Consider the following 12,973-nt stretch of genomic DNA (forward strand, 5'->3'; position numbering starts at 1 on the left):
TATTCGAGTTTTACTTTGCGATCATGCTCGCTAGTGGCATAATAGACTGCTTTTTTATTGAGAGATCCGTCTTATGGCAATGCGTCCTGATGTACGTCGACATGCAATTGTACTTATTGTATTTTCACTTGCTCAATGGTTTTTCATGCGTTACATCTTGGCAAATGAACTCTTCAATATGGACACCAATCAACGCATTTTATACTTCTGTGTAAGTAGCTTGGCGGGTGCTCTGCTGATCTTTGTTGCGTTGATCTACATGGTACTTAAAGGCAACGTCGATAAACAAGATTAAAAGCATGTCGTTTTACGCTACCCTACTTCGTATTCTCCCTTTAGCACTTTTGCGTAGTATCGCAAAAGTGGCAGCTTACTTTATCAATCAAAATCCGAATAAAAGTATGCTGTGGAAAACCAGAGTCAATCTAGGCTTAGCCTATCCGCAACTCAAACCAGAACAAAAAGAACAGCTAGCACGAGAAAGTGTGACCAAGCAATGCCTCAGTTATATTGAATCTGGTAAATGCTGGGCCATGCCACCTGAATGGAGCATCCAACAGATTCATACGGTACATCGTTTGGAAGTATTAACAGATGCGCTCAGTGATCCAAGAGGCGCACTGATTATTACCCCGCATCTGGGCACATGGGAAATGATGAATGCATGGGTACATCAATATGGTATTCCGACCATTATGTATAAGCCAATGAAAGATTCTGGCTTTAATGCTTTTGCCCTACATGCACGTCAGCGTCTTAACGCCACTTTGGTCCCTACCGATGCATCTGGCGTTAAAGCTTTGTTTAAAAATTTAAAACAAGGTGGCTTCAGTGTAATTCTACCCGATCATGTTCCAGATCCATCTGGTGGTGTTGTGGTTCCATTTTTCGGAATTCCTTGCCTGACCAGTACGCTAGCCAGCAAAATGGCGCAAAAAACCCAATGTCGTTTAGTTGGTTTAAGCTGTTTCCGCCGCGAAGATGGTGCAGGTTTTGATGTGTATTGTGACGATCTGAATGATCCGCAGCTGTATGATCGAGATATCAAAGTTGCCACAACAGCACTCAATCAAGCGGTTGAGCAAATGATTAACCGTTTTCCTGCTGAGTATATGTGGGGCTACAAACGGTTTAGAGGTGATCAACGCCATACAGACTATTATTCCCCAAAGAACAACCATTAATCACTCATCAAAAAATGCTATGTTAATTTCCACTTTAAACAATTTTACTTGCTTATGATCCCGAAAATTATCCATTATTGCTGGTTTGGTGGAAAACCTCTACCAGAGCAGTTACAACACTATATCAATGGCTGGAAAGTAAAATGCCCAGATTGGGACATTAAACTTTGGAATGAAGATAATTTTGATATTAACAGTCATCCTTTCACAAAAAAGGCATACGAAGAAAAAAAATATGCCTTTGTTTCAGACTATGTGCGTGCATTAGCCTTATATAAATTTGGTGGTGTTTATTTAGATACAGATGTTGAAGTTAAACACTCTATAGACGAATTTTTGGCATTAGAAGCTTTTAGCAGTTTTGAAATCGACAATATACCTTTTACGTCTGCGGTCTGGGGGAGTATGCCAGAACACTCGCTGACAAAAAGAATGTTAGATTATTACAACTCAAAGACTTATAGCAATAATGAACCCCCGAACACTGTTACGATCAGTAATTTGCTCACACAATTTTATGCAATTGATCCGCATAAAGATGAAAACCAAATTGGTCATGATGGTTCTCACAAAATTCATATTTTTGCCTCTTCTTATTTCTGCTTAGATCTTCCTCCAAATTATACCACTCATCATTTTATCGGTTCATGGTTAGATAAAGAGAAAACTGAAAGCTACAAAGCTAGAGTTCATACTGAATATTATAAAAACAAAGTCTTAAACGTAGAAACTGCTACAAATAAACTTTTTTTAAAAGACCTCGCAACAAAATTAGATCTCAAGAGCTTAATAAACTTAATTCGGTATTATATAAGATATAAGTTCAAGTAGTTTTACTACTTGAACTCTATTTTCTTTTCAAAAAATTTATAATGTAGATTGTAAATCTGAATAAAAAAACGATAAATTTCTCTTTTTATTTTCAAGCTTATTTTATTTATTTTCACAGGAGTAATCATTTCACTTTGATGTCTTTGAGACCGATCTGATTGAAGACAACTCGCAAACCGAACTTCCTTATTATAAATAAAATCTTGTACACACAGTGCAGGTTGCATCTGATATACCATTTTCTTTGCAATATAGCTATCAAACATAATATCATCAATTGGTTTTATTACTTCCAGCTCATTTATATATTTCAATAAATCTCTAGCTCCCGCATTGGAAATAATATAGCCCGCAGTACCCAAATGCTCCCCTTTTAAAAGAAATAGTACTCTATCATCAATAAGAGATTTTTTAGAGAATAGTTCAACTTGTACTGAATCAGAAAATGCTTCAAGCTTAATGATTTCGACCTTTCCAGGTATCCAAGAACTATCTTTTAGAAATGACTCTGCCTTGGAACCTAAATAGATATCATCTTCAAAAATTGCCATATAAGGTAAGTTGTTATCAATTATTTTTTTCCACAAGGAGATATGGCTTAAAAGACATCCAATTTCGCCTTTTGTTAGAGAACAATTTTTAAGCTCAATTCCTGTATTTTTGAGAGCTTCTTCAATTTGATGAGGCTCAATAGCATCAAAATATTGAAATTCAATTTGTTGAGTCATAAATTGCTTGTTTATATGCTTTCTTCTTTCAAGCGCATTTTTTAAGCTAACGACAAAAATATCCATTCAATGCTCTCTTCTCAGGATCATGCTAACAACATACTGTTATTTGGGTGATTATAGGATAAAATAGGTCATGACTCAAATTAGCCATATTCACTCAATGATCTGTTTAAGCATTATTATTCCGGTATACAATGTTGAAAAATACATTCAAGAATGCCTACTAAGTATATATAATCAAATAGAAAGTAATATTGAAGTTATTATTATTAATGATGGTTCAACAGACCACTCGGCACAAATTATTGATGAATTTACACATAAGCTACCTAGCTCATTGAAACAGAATTTTATTGTCATCCACCAAAATAATCAGGGCGTAAGCCACTCAAGAAACAATGGCATACAGCAGGCCAGAGGTAACTATATAACGTTCATAGACTCTGATGACATCATAGCTGATCATTACATTTCTAATATCTTATTTGCAATAAAAAAATCTCCAGATCTAGTCCAGTTTAATGCATATTGTTTTTTCGAGAGTGCGCCTGAAAAAAATTATCACCTATCGCAGTCTTCATTATCTGGCCTACATAAAGTTAATGATGAATTGCTTTGTGATCTATTCAATAAGAACAATTGGTTTTCCTGGTTACGAGTATATAAACGAGAACTCCTTCTCGACAACCCATTCCCAACAAATATGACCCACTTTGAAGATGCATTTATTGTATCGAAAATACTCTCTGAAATTGAAAATATATTTATGATTAAACAAAGTATTTATCATTACAGAATTTTAGAAAACAGTGCCACAAGAGAAAATAATCTAGAAACAAAAAATAAACTTTTAAATAGCTGCTCTCTTTTAATCAAAGAACTTATTAAAAACTCTAAAAAAAGAGAAATATTTGCAATTCCACTACTCCACTTTTCTTATATCTATCTAGATGAATCAAAAAAAAGTAGGGGTTATTTTATTACAAATAAAAACTGGAAAAAAATTGCAAAAGAAATGAAAAACTTAAAACTAAATCTCAGTATCATACAAACAAAAAGAGAAAAGCTTTTCTTTATGTTTCGTAACCTCGGCACCTTTGGCCACTATTTGGCCAGAAAATTAAGTAAAGTTATAAAGTAAATTAAACACCCAAGAATACTGTTCTATTCTTGGGCCGATACGCTATTTAAACCCAACAGTTTTAAAGAAAATAAGTTCTCGGATTTGTTGAACAATGCGAATTAATTCTAAATGTATCTTATCCATTCCAGTTTTTTTATCGTATTTCCTTCTGGTTAAACGTTCTTTGTATAAATGACTTGCAAACTTCACACTATCTTTCGTTGAATAAAGCGTCACATCTTGAATACATAAAGCTGGTTTCATCTGACATACAGATAAAATTTTATCTTGAATCAGTTTTTCAAACATCAAGTGATCTAAGGCAATCAGTTTATCCAAAGACTGGATATAGCCGATTAATTGTTTAGCACCATGCAAAGATAAAATATAACCCGCCGTCCCAAGATTCTTGCTTTTAAGATCAAACAGCGCTCTCTCGGGCTCACCATTAAACGTTTTAATCTTTTGCCCTAATGCGACTTTTGGCGTAAATTCTTCAATCTTGATCAGATGCCAGTTCTGATCTACCCAAGAATCATCAGTCAGGAATGCTTTAACATCCTCACCCAAATAAATATCATCTTCAAAAATAGCCATATGTGGAATATTGTCGGTAATCATCTTTTGCCACAAAAACACATGACTCATGAAGCATGCCACTTCACCTTTTGTTAAAGCATACTCATCGATATTTAAACTAAGCTCTTGTGCAAATAATGCTGCTGGTTCAGGTGTCAAGGCATCAAAAAAATCAAAATCGATACCTTTCTTACTGAATTCGCTACTGATATGTACCCTGCGCTCGTGTGCAGTAGATAAACTGATAACAAATTTTTTCATGGCAATAGAAACATTAGTCTTACTGCTATTCTACTTGCTTCCCTACTCCCTTTCACCCTCAATTTCTTCCAGTCTTGTTAAGAAATGTCCAACAATGAATCTTTTAAATACATTCCTTTTTCATAATAATGGCTCAATGTTTTCCTCTCCTTCCCTGCCAGCTTAATCAGTCTTGGCATTTCTGGTGGTGGATAGTTGATCGCCATATCAATCAATACTTTTTCTTTCACCCATTGATGCTTCACTTGGAAAAATAAGGCATTCTGATCACAATTAATTAAGCTCATACTGGGTAAATGACGACGCATCACCTTCTGGCAAGCCACATAAGCAACCAGATATTCCAAACGACCAATCTCTTGGAACAAATCTGGATAATGAGGCTCAGTCTCCTTGAGATGTTGAAGGTAATTTTTAGGCGTTGCTTCAATTGCTTTCGCCAACTCATCAAACCAATGCTTAAAAAAGATGTTTTTCTCTGCGCTAGCCAGCAACCAGTTTTCCAATACGGGAAAATCTTTAAGCGTTGTATTCTTGGCACGGTAATAGGCAAAACTATTGGTATGATTCTTTATAATCAGTTGCTGAATCCAGTCTAAGCTCTCATAAACAAGAATACTTGCATCTAACCAGATACCACCATGCTGATAAATCAGCTCAAAACGGATGAGATCGGCTTTTTGTTGCGGAGTTGCATGTTGAAAACGCGCATAATCAATGTTGCAAAAATCCTTAACTGTATCAGGCGTTAAAAAATTGACTTCATAATCAGGATTGGTTTTTTTAACTTGCTCGACACATTTCTCGACAAAGCCTGAAAGCGTGCCTTCCCAATACATCCAGATTTTTTTAGGAATGACTGCATTCTGCACAACTGGATTGAGCACAATCAAACCAGCATCATTGTCTATTGCCTCATTCACTTCTCTCTGTTTATTTGAATACATCATATAAAATTTTAAGAGATAAAATATTTTTTTAAATATTTTCATATCGGGAACCTAGCTAGGAACTAAATCACTGTTGTATTTCACTTCAGTGATTTGCATCGACCATTTGTATTTAGAGAAAGAGATGCCTAAAAGCATAAAAACGGTCACGCCACATTCGCTTCTGTTTTTTTAAAGCATGAGAGGCGTCACGTTTTTCCAAATCCTTACGCTGAATACCCTGTGTTGCAACCGTACCCAAAATATCACTGTCCAATCCAGCAGGTTTAACAAAAGGCTGCCAGACCCCTAAGCCTTTACCATTTTTACTGAGCCAACCTTGAAAGAAAATATCGACAGGTACATTTATATTTTTGCCGCGTTTGACAAACTCTTCAGCGCCTTTACGAGACCACAGTAAACCCACACCTCGAATTGGAAAATAATAGGCATGCCACACGTTAAAACGATCCATCTGCACAATATCTTTGGCGAGTTTTTTCTTTTTAGCCGCCATATTCACTACATACCAATCGAGTTCTTTATGCTGGTCGAGATAATTGAGTAACGACTCAAGATTGTGCTTAAAGTTGGGCAAAACCTGAATATCGTCCTCCAAAACCACCAAATAATCAGCATCGGTTTCAAGGAATTTTTCCGCACAACCATAATGACTGAGATAACATCCTAGCTCTGAATTGATCAGACTACGGCCTAAAATTCGCTGCGCCTCTGCATCATCGTACTGTTTGAACTCAGAGAGCGCTTTACCACGCCCATCATAGGCTGCAAAACGGGTAAATGGCCAACCTTCTTGCTGTAATTGCGCTGTTGCACTCGCTAAGCGTTGATCACTGCCATCGAGATTAATCAGATAAGTTTCAACTTTCATCATTTATCCTTTGGCCGTTTCAGCCAATAAAACTTTGGGTATATAGCCTGCCAACTTGTGATTTAAAGCTGCATAAATTTGCTTTGCTGCAGTGTCACTCAATTGATCCAGACTCTGCATACACCCATATTTAATCTTTTCGTTGCCCAAGCTTTGCAAGAAACTGCTTAAACTGCTTTCATTTTTCAAATACGCAATTTCGAGATCAGGCTTCAACACAGCTTCATTCTTTTGAATTTTCAAATGATTCATTAATGAAATCGGATTGATCTGTTCTACGCTACGGAACTTATACTGGATCTGTTTTTCCAGAAACGTAGGGTGTGCTAGCAAATAATCACGTAAAATCTTGCGATCGACCGCATGCGGATAATGATGAATTTCAAAAAACTTTTTAAATCCCAGCATATCTGCGCCTAACATTTGCGCAATCATATGTTTAGGTTGGATGGGTTTGGCAAAATATTGATTTAAAAACTGACGGTACCAAAGCTTGGCTTTGAGCGCAAAGCTGCTTTGCCAATGTCCGTAAATCACCATCTTCTGATCAACCAGAATATCTTCCAACTGTGCAGCTGCATTAAAGAAGAAATCATCATTTAAATAGAAAAAGTAATCAGATAAACCCTGAATATTCCATAACATTGTTTCAATCGAACGGGTATTGAAAGTTGGAAGATATTGCTCATAACCCGTAAAGATTTCACGATGATCAACAATTCGAATCTTGCCTGCTTCACAAATCCCATCCGTCACAAAGTCATCAACCCATTGCGGTTGCTGGCCATCTGTCACAATATAGATATGTCGACAAAATGGGACATATTTTAGAATTGATGCAACGTTATAATAAATTTCATGGTTGCTGGCAAAACGGGTATCACTAATGGCATCAGAAGCTTGTGTTTTGCCCTGATACTGCATGCGTTTCTGCTTTAACTTCGGATCATTGCCATCCACCCAAGCAATCACCACATCAACCGGTTGCATCATTTCACTCATCAATTCACTCTTAAACGATCCGAAAGCACGAAAATACGGCTAAACATGTTTAATCTAGAGACCTATGATAACACTACTGCCCTGTTTACAGGCAGTCTCTTTTCGTAATGGTTGGGGCTCGATAATGCCGATCATTTCATATAAATCAACATATTATAATTTTCTAAGTTTTCACTGCGATGAGGCGATCAGTCAGCGAATGATTTCTTTCAATTCAGTAGATTTATTAATCTCAACTTAAAATCCAACAATCTTTAACAAAATCAAACCTTTTTGAATTATTTTACACTCAAAGCCTCCATATTTTCATTAGACGGATTTGGGTATTTTTATTATAATTACAGGTTACTTTGACGGGATTTAATCTTTTGACTGATGATTTATAACTACTTTGAGTATCAAGCAAAAATAATTAGAACTAAATTTGTCTCAGATAAAGCGTACCTTACCAAACGATTTATCTGCAAATTAGGTTATACCCCTGATTTTTGCTCGCCAAAAAGCTTCAATGAAAAAGTCACAGCCCGAATGATTTTCGAGCGCAGTCCCTTATTCACAAAATTAGCGGATAAATGTGCCGTAAGACAACTTGTTTCAGCAAAAGTGGGAGATGCCTATTTTGTTCCACTGATTGGCGTTTATAAGTGTTTTGATGAGATTAATTTCGAACAGCTACCCGATCAATTTGTTTTAAAATGTACACATGACAGTGGTAGTGCCATGGTCTGTCTCGATAAGAGCAAGTTTAATATCACAGCAGCCTCAACTAAAATCAAAAATCATTTAAAAATGAACATGTATTTTAGAAAACGTGAATGGCACTATAAAGATATTTCTCCTCAAATCCTGATTGAACAATATGTTGAGCTCTATGTAGATCAACAGAGCCAAGCGACCATTACCACTTGTCGTGTACATTGTTTTGAAGGCCGACCAGAATATTTAGAAATTGATGTGCAAGATGCTCAAGGTAATGATTACTCCAATATGTATGATACCCATTGGGAATTACAACCATTTCGGGTCGATCTTAAAGACAACTCCCCCTCAGCTTTAGCTGCACCGAAACAATTGCCAGAGATCATTCAGCTGTCAGAAAAGCTCTGTTTAGCGTATGGCTATAGTCGGGTCGATTTCTTACTCTCTCAAGATCATGTTTATTTTAGTGAAATCACACTCACCCCAAATGCAGGACGAATGGTCATCACACCAGTCGAATGGGATTTAAAATTAGGTGCAATGTGGCTATCCTATTAACCATCCATCATGTATTTCGAATCTATTAGGTACTTATGAAAATAGCGATTGCTGGAACAGGATATGTGGGGTTGTCAAATGCAATGCTATTTGCACAACACCATGAAACCATTGCGCTGGATATCCTACAGAGTAAAGTTGATTTACTGAATAACAAAGTATCCCCGATTCAAGACCATGATATTTCACTTTTTTTAGAAGAAAAAAAGTTAAATTTCACAGCAACGACAGATAAGCAGCTGGCGTTTCAAAATGCTGATTTTATTATTATTGCAACACCCACCGATTACGACCCACAGACCAATTACTTTAACACCCAAAGTGTGGAAAGTGTCATTCAGGACGTTCTCGCAATTAATCCGAATGCGACTATGATCGTCAAATCTACAGTTCCTGTGGGTTTCACCGAGCAAGTCAAAAATAAATACCAGACTGAAAACATTATTTTCTCACCTGAATTTTTACGTGAAGGTAAAGCACTGCACGACAACCTCTACCCTTCTCGTATCATCGTTGGGGAACAGTCCGAACGTGCTCAGCAATTCGCAGATCTGTTGGTAGAGGGTGCAATCAAGCAGGATATTCCTGTATTGCTGACTCATTCAACCGAAGCTGAAGCGATTAAGCTGTTTGCCAATACCTATTTAGCAATGCGTGTGGCATTCTTTAATGAATTGGACACCTATGCGCAAAGTTTCGGTCTGGATACCAAACAAGTGATTGATGGGGTCTGTCTTGATCCACGTATTGGCAGTCATTATAACAATCCATCTTTTGGCTACGGCGGCTATTGCCTGCCAAAAGACACCAAGCAGTTATTGGCCAACTATAACAATGTACCCAGCAATCTGATCAAAGCGATTGTCGACGCCAACCGTACCCGTAAAGATTTTATTGCCGACTCAATTATCGCAAGGAATCCAAGTACCGTTGGTATTTATCGTCTGGTGATGAAGAGTGGCTCAGACAATTACCGTGCCTCTGCGATTCAAGGTGTGATGAAACGTCTCAAAGCCAAAGGCATCGAAATCATCATTTATGAACCCACCTTCCATGAAGACAGTTTCTTTAAGTCCAAAGTGACCCAAGATCTGAATGAGTTTAAGCAATCGTGTGATGTGATTATTGCCAATCGCCTCTCCAGTGATTTGCTCGATGTACAAGATAAAGTTTATACTCGAGATATTTTTGGAGGCGATGAATGAAAGTTCTAGTCACAGGTGCTGCTGGATTCATCGGCTTTAGTGTTGCAAAAAAACTGCTGGAACGCGGTGATGATGTGGTCGGTTTTGATAACTTTAACGATTATTATGATCCATCACTGAAAGAAGCACGTGCTCAGCAATTACAGTTGTTGGCTGAACGCAACGATAGCGGAAGCTTCACACTCATTCGCGACAATCTTGCCAATAAAGCAGTGGTAGATCAATGCTTCCAAGCGCATCATTTTGATCGTGTGATTCATTTGGCTGCACAGGCAGGTGTGCGTTATTCACTTGAAAACCCACATAGCTATGTGGAAAGCAACCTGATTGCCTTTACCAATATTCTCGAAGCTTGCCGCTATGCAGAAACGCCACACTTGACCTATGCCAGTACCAGTAGTGTCTATGGCGCCAATACCACTATGCCATTCAGCGAACAACATGGCGTCGATCATCCATTGCAATTTTATGCCGCAACCAAACGCGCTAATGAACTAATGGCGCATAGCTATAGTCATTTATTTAAATTACCCACCACAGGGCTGCGTTTCTTTACCGTCTATGGACCGTGGACACGCCCAGATATGGCCTTGTTTAAGTTCACCAAGAACATTTTTGAAGGCAAGCCGATTCCGGTATTTAATCATGGCAATCACACCCGTGACTTCACCTATATCGATGATATTGTTGAGGGCATCATTCGTACCAGCGACAAGATTGCCACGCCTGATGCAACTTGGGATAGCAACCATCCAAATCCATCCACCAGTAATGCCCCGTTTAGAATTTTCAATATCGGCAACAACCGTACAGTGAAGCTGATTGAATATATTCAGGCGATTGAAAAAGCCGCAGGTAAAGAAGCGATTCTAGACCTATTACCGCTACAGCCAGGTGATGTGCCAGACACCTTTGCCGATAGCTCTGCACTAGAACACTATGTCGACTACAAACCTGCGACTTCAGTGGTCGATGGCGTGAAAAACTTTATCGATTGGTACCGCCAATATCACAATATTTAACAGCACTTAAAGCAAAAAATCAGGCATTGCGCCTGATTTTTTTATTCGATTTATCCCTTCCTTCATCCAAGGGATAATAACGCTTGGATTATTGCCAAGACTCTTTAATCCAATCCGATGGCAACACATAGCGATACCATTTACCGCCACCACCACTGATCGCATCAGGTGGATTAATTTCGCCATGAAAAATAATAATTTTGGCGCCTTTTGGCTTCACTGGAGGGAGAATGTAAGCAAACGGTACTTTACGTAGGCAATGATACTTATAGCTCTTACACCAATCTTTGTTCCAGTAGCTTAACTTACCCTCTTTATGTACAAACCAAGACAGATATTCTTGTTCATTACGGAACTTTTGACTAATCTGTTTAAAGTTTGCACGAAAATACGGCAGAATGTCAGGGAAAGCTCCCAGTTTAAAACGATAAACCGAACTATTGCCCGTGATTCGCCAAGGACGTTTCCAGTCATGAATCACCAGAAACTCACCTTTTTCTTGGAAAAAGCAGTCAATATTATCAATGATCACTACATCCAAATCGAGGAACAGTGCATTACCTTTTAAGCCATAAAGATCCGGTTCAAACGTTGAAAGCTTATTCCAACCACGTTCAGGGCTACCTGCAGGTAAATCCAACGATGGAATCGGGAAACATTGGATATTTGGATCAATACCCTCAGTACGATCCGTCAGACAGACCATTTTAAAAGGCAAAGTCAGATGACGTTTGACCATGTTATACAAACGGTTGACATACTCAGCACCATATTTGGTTCCCCATTTCATGCATAAAATCACATTGTCTTCAGGAGTTGCCGAATTTTGTTGAATCTCTACCATCTGATAACCTTAAATGCTTGAGATATGATGGCTCACTTTGTCGTAAAAAAACAAAAGTGTTCAATCATATGCACTGAATATATGCTCATCTTAGCATAGACCCTATGACTTTTTTTATTATTAATTCGTCAATAAAAAAGCGAAGCCTAAGCTTCGCCTTCGCACATACTAAACGCTTATTTGATATACGTTAACCAGTGTGCATATTTGTCATTACGACCTTGTACCGCATCAAAGAAAGTCTTTTGAATCACAGTGGTAATCGGACCACGTGAACCACAACCAATCTCACGGTCATCATATTCACGAATTGGTGTCACTTCCGCAGCAGTCCCGGTAAAGAATGCTTCATCTGCAATGTAGAATTCATCACGAGTAATACGACGTTCAACCACTTCATAACCCAAGTCTTTAGCAATGGTAATCACGGTTTGACGAGTAATCCCTTCTAATGCGCCACCTGCTAAATCAGGGGTATGCAAGACACCATCTTTGATCAGGAATACGTTCTCGCCCGCACCTTGGCAAACAAAGCCTTGTGGGTCAAGCAACATCGCTTCGTCATAACCTGAACGCGCCACTTCCTGATGCGCCAAGATCGACACGGTATAGTTACCACATGCTTTTGCCTTACACATGGTCACGTTTGGATGATGATGTGTGAATGAAGAGGTTTTTACACGAATACCGTGTGCCATTGCTTCTTCACCCAAGTATGCACCCCAACCCCATGCTGCAACCGCGGCATGAATGGTGTTGTCTGTTGCGGCAATACCGAGTTTTTCAGAACCAATCCAAATCAATGGACGTAAATAGCAAGAAGCCAGTTTATTTTCACGAACCACATCGATTTGTGCTTGTTCTAATGTCGCTTGATCAAATGGAACATTCATCTGATAAATTTTTGCTGAATTTAATAAGCGCTTAGTGTGATCTTGCAAACGGAAGATTGCGGTACCCTTCGGGGTTTCGTAAGCTCTGACGCCTTCAAAGACACCCATGCTGTAGTGTAGTGTGTGAGTTAAGACGTGAATTTTTGCATCACGCCAATCAACTAATTTTCCATCTTGCCAAATAAAACCATCACGATCAGCCAAACTCATCGCACATACT

General features: G+C 38.2%; 14 protein-coding genes. 7 read left to right on the forward strand and 7 right to left on the reverse strand.

Annotated elements, in window-relative coordinates; all coding sequences use genetic code 11:
• The first annotated feature begins 73 nt into the window (after positions 1–73).
• From F907_RS16150 to F907_RS16140, 3 genes are read left to right on the forward strand one after another with little or no spacing between them, the layout of a single operon-like run.
• Entirely contained in the window at positions 74–295 is a 222-nt protein-coding gene (locus F907_RS16150) for a hypothetical protein (protein WP_004802750.1), read from the forward strand.
• A 4-nt stretch (positions 296–299) separates the two neighbouring features.
• A complete protein-coding gene (locus tag F907_RS16145) occupies positions 300–1,184 on the forward strand; it encodes a lysophospholipid acyltransferase family protein (RefSeq protein ID WP_016651191.1) in 885 nt (294 codons plus the stop codon).
• 6 nt (positions 1,185–1,190) lie between these two features.
• Positions 1,191–2,015: a glycosyltransferase family 32 protein gene (locus F907_RS16140; protein WP_228129544.1), complete on the forward strand. Its 825-nt coding sequence runs from the start codon at positions 1,191–1,193 to the stop codon at positions 2,013–2,015.
• Positions 2,016–2,020: 5 nt separating this feature from the next.
• Here the strand turns inward: F907_RS16140 and F907_RS16135 are convergent, their stop codons facing one another.
• Positions 2,021–2,809 (reverse strand): glycosyltransferase family 25 protein, encoded by a 789-nt coding sequence (locus F907_RS16135; RefSeq protein WP_016651193.1) that lies wholly within the window; start codon positions 2,807–2,809, stop codon positions 2,021–2,023.
• A gap of 70 nt (positions 2,810–2,879) precedes the next feature.
• Between F907_RS16135 and F907_RS16130 the strand changes: the two genes are divergently transcribed.
• On the forward strand, positions 2,880–3,887 hold the full coding sequence (locus F907_RS16130) for a glycosyltransferase family 2 protein (RefSeq protein ID WP_016651194.1): 1,008 nt from the start codon (positions 2,880–2,882) through the stop codon (positions 3,885–3,887).
• Between the two features lie 42 nt (positions 3,888–3,929).
• On the opposite strand, the gene F907_RS16125 is transcribed toward F907_RS16130, so the two are convergent.
• The 4 genes from F907_RS16125 to F907_RS16110 all read right to left on the reverse strand — a co-directional run bounded on the left by F907_RS16125 (position 3,930) and on the right by F907_RS16110 (position 7,532).
• Positions 3,930–4,709 (reverse strand): glycosyltransferase family 25 protein, encoded by a 780-nt coding sequence (locus F907_RS16125; protein WP_016651195.1) that lies wholly within the window; start codon positions 4,707–4,709, stop codon positions 3,930–3,932.
• 77 nt (positions 4,710–4,786) lie between these two features.
• On the reverse strand, positions 4,787–5,701 hold the full coding sequence (locus F907_RS16120) for a glycosyltransferase family 32 protein (protein ID WP_016651196.1): 915 nt from the start codon (positions 5,699–5,701) through the stop codon (positions 4,787–4,789).
• 70 nt (positions 5,702–5,771) lie between these two features.
• Positions 5,772–6,530: a glycosyltransferase family 25 protein gene (locus F907_RS16115; RefSeq protein WP_016651197.1), complete on the reverse strand. Its 759-nt coding sequence runs from the start codon at positions 6,528–6,530 to the stop codon at positions 5,772–5,774.
• A 3-nt stretch (positions 6,531–6,533) separates the two neighbouring features.
• Entirely contained in the window at positions 6,534–7,532 is a 999-nt protein-coding gene (locus F907_RS16110; RefSeq protein WP_016651198.1) for a Stealth CR1 domain-containing protein, read from the reverse strand.
• Between the two features lie 375 nt (positions 7,533–7,907).
• Here F907_RS16110 and F907_RS16105 point away from each other — a divergent pair, with 375 nt between their 5' ends.
• From F907_RS16105 to F907_RS16095, 3 genes are read left to right on the forward strand one after another with little or no spacing between them, the layout of a single operon-like run.
• Positions 7,908–8,789: an ATP-grasp fold amidoligase family protein gene (locus F907_RS16105; RefSeq protein WP_016651199.1), complete on the forward strand. Its 882-nt coding sequence runs from the start codon at positions 7,908–7,910 to the stop codon at positions 8,787–8,789.
• 35 nt (positions 8,790–8,824) lie between these two features.
• Positions 8,825–9,994, forward strand: coding sequence for a nucleotide sugar dehydrogenase (locus F907_RS16100; RefSeq protein ID WP_016651200.1), 1,170 nt, complete (start codon positions 8,825–8,827; stop codon positions 9,992–9,994).
• Entirely contained in the window at positions 9,991–11,016 is a 1,026-nt protein-coding gene (locus F907_RS16095; RefSeq protein WP_016651201.1) for an NAD-dependent epimerase, read from the forward strand. Before F907_RS16100 ends, F907_RS16095 begins: the two co-directional genes overlap by 4 nt.
• Before the next feature lie 88 nt (positions 11,017–11,104).
• On the opposite strand, the gene F907_RS16090 is transcribed toward F907_RS16095, so the two are convergent.
• Positions 11,105–11,860, reverse strand: coding sequence for a hypothetical protein (locus tag F907_RS16090; RefSeq protein ID WP_016651202.1), 756 nt, complete (start codon positions 11,858–11,860; stop codon positions 11,105–11,107).
• A gap of 176 nt (positions 11,861–12,036) precedes the next feature.
• The gene (locus F907_RS16085; RefSeq protein WP_016651203.1) at positions 12,037–12,963 is read right to left on the reverse strand and encodes a branched-chain amino acid transaminase; all 927 of its coding nucleotides are present in this window, start codon (positions 12,961–12,963) and stop codon (positions 12,037–12,039) included.
• Positions 12,964–12,973 lie beyond the last annotated feature (10 nt).

The sequence above is a fragment of the Acinetobacter colistiniresistens genome (genome assembly GCF_000413935.1).
GTDB classification, from domain to species: Bacteria; Pseudomonadota; Gammaproteobacteria; order Pseudomonadales; family Moraxellaceae; genus Acinetobacter; species Acinetobacter colistiniresistens.

Coding starts and splice junctions, on each gene's coding strand:
- F907_RS16150 (WP_004802750.1), top strand. CDS start 74: ATGGCAATGCGTCCTGATGTACGTCGACATGCAATTGTACTTATTGTA.
- F907_RS16145 (WP_016651191.1), top strand. CDS start 300: ATGTCGTTTTACGCTACCCTACTTCGTATTCTCCCTTTAGCACTTTTG.
- F907_RS16135 (WP_016651193.1), bottom strand. CDS start 2,809: ATGGATATTTTTGTCGTTAGCTTAAAAAATGCGCTTGAAAGAAGAAAG.
- F907_RS16130 (WP_016651194.1), top strand. CDS start 2,880: ATGACTCAAATTAGCCATATTCACTCAATGATCTGTTTAAGCATTATT.
- F907_RS16125 (WP_016651195.1), bottom strand. CDS start 4,709: ATGAAAAAATTTGTTATCAGTTTATCTACTGCACACGAGCGCAGGGTA.
- F907_RS16120 (WP_016651196.1), bottom strand. CDS start 5,701: ATGAAAATATTTAAAAAAATATTTTATCTCTTAAAATTTTATATGATG.
- F907_RS16115 (WP_016651197.1), bottom strand. CDS start 6,530: ATGAAAGTTGAAACTTATCTGATTAATCTCGATGGCAGTGATCAACGC.
- F907_RS16110 (WP_016651198.1), bottom strand. CDS start 7,532: ATGAGTGAAATGATGCAACCGGTTGATGTGGTGATTGCTTGGGTGGAT.
- F907_RS16105 (WP_016651199.1), top strand. CDS start 7,908: ATGATTTATAACTACTTTGAGTATCAAGCAAAAATAATTAGAACTAAA.
- F907_RS16100 (WP_016651200.1), top strand. CDS start 8,825: ATGAAAATAGCGATTGCTGGAACAGGATATGTGGGGTTGTCAAATGCA.
- F907_RS16095 (WP_016651201.1), top strand. CDS start 9,991: ATGAAAGTTCTAGTCACAGGTGCTGCTGGATTCATCGGCTTTAGTGTT.
- F907_RS16090 (WP_016651202.1), bottom strand. CDS start 11,860: ATGGTAGAGATTCAACAAAATTCGGCAACTCCTGAAGACAATGTGATT.
- F907_RS16085 (WP_016651203.1), bottom strand. CDS start 12,963: ATGAGTTTGGCTGATCGTGATGGTTTTATTTGGCAAGATGGAAAATTA.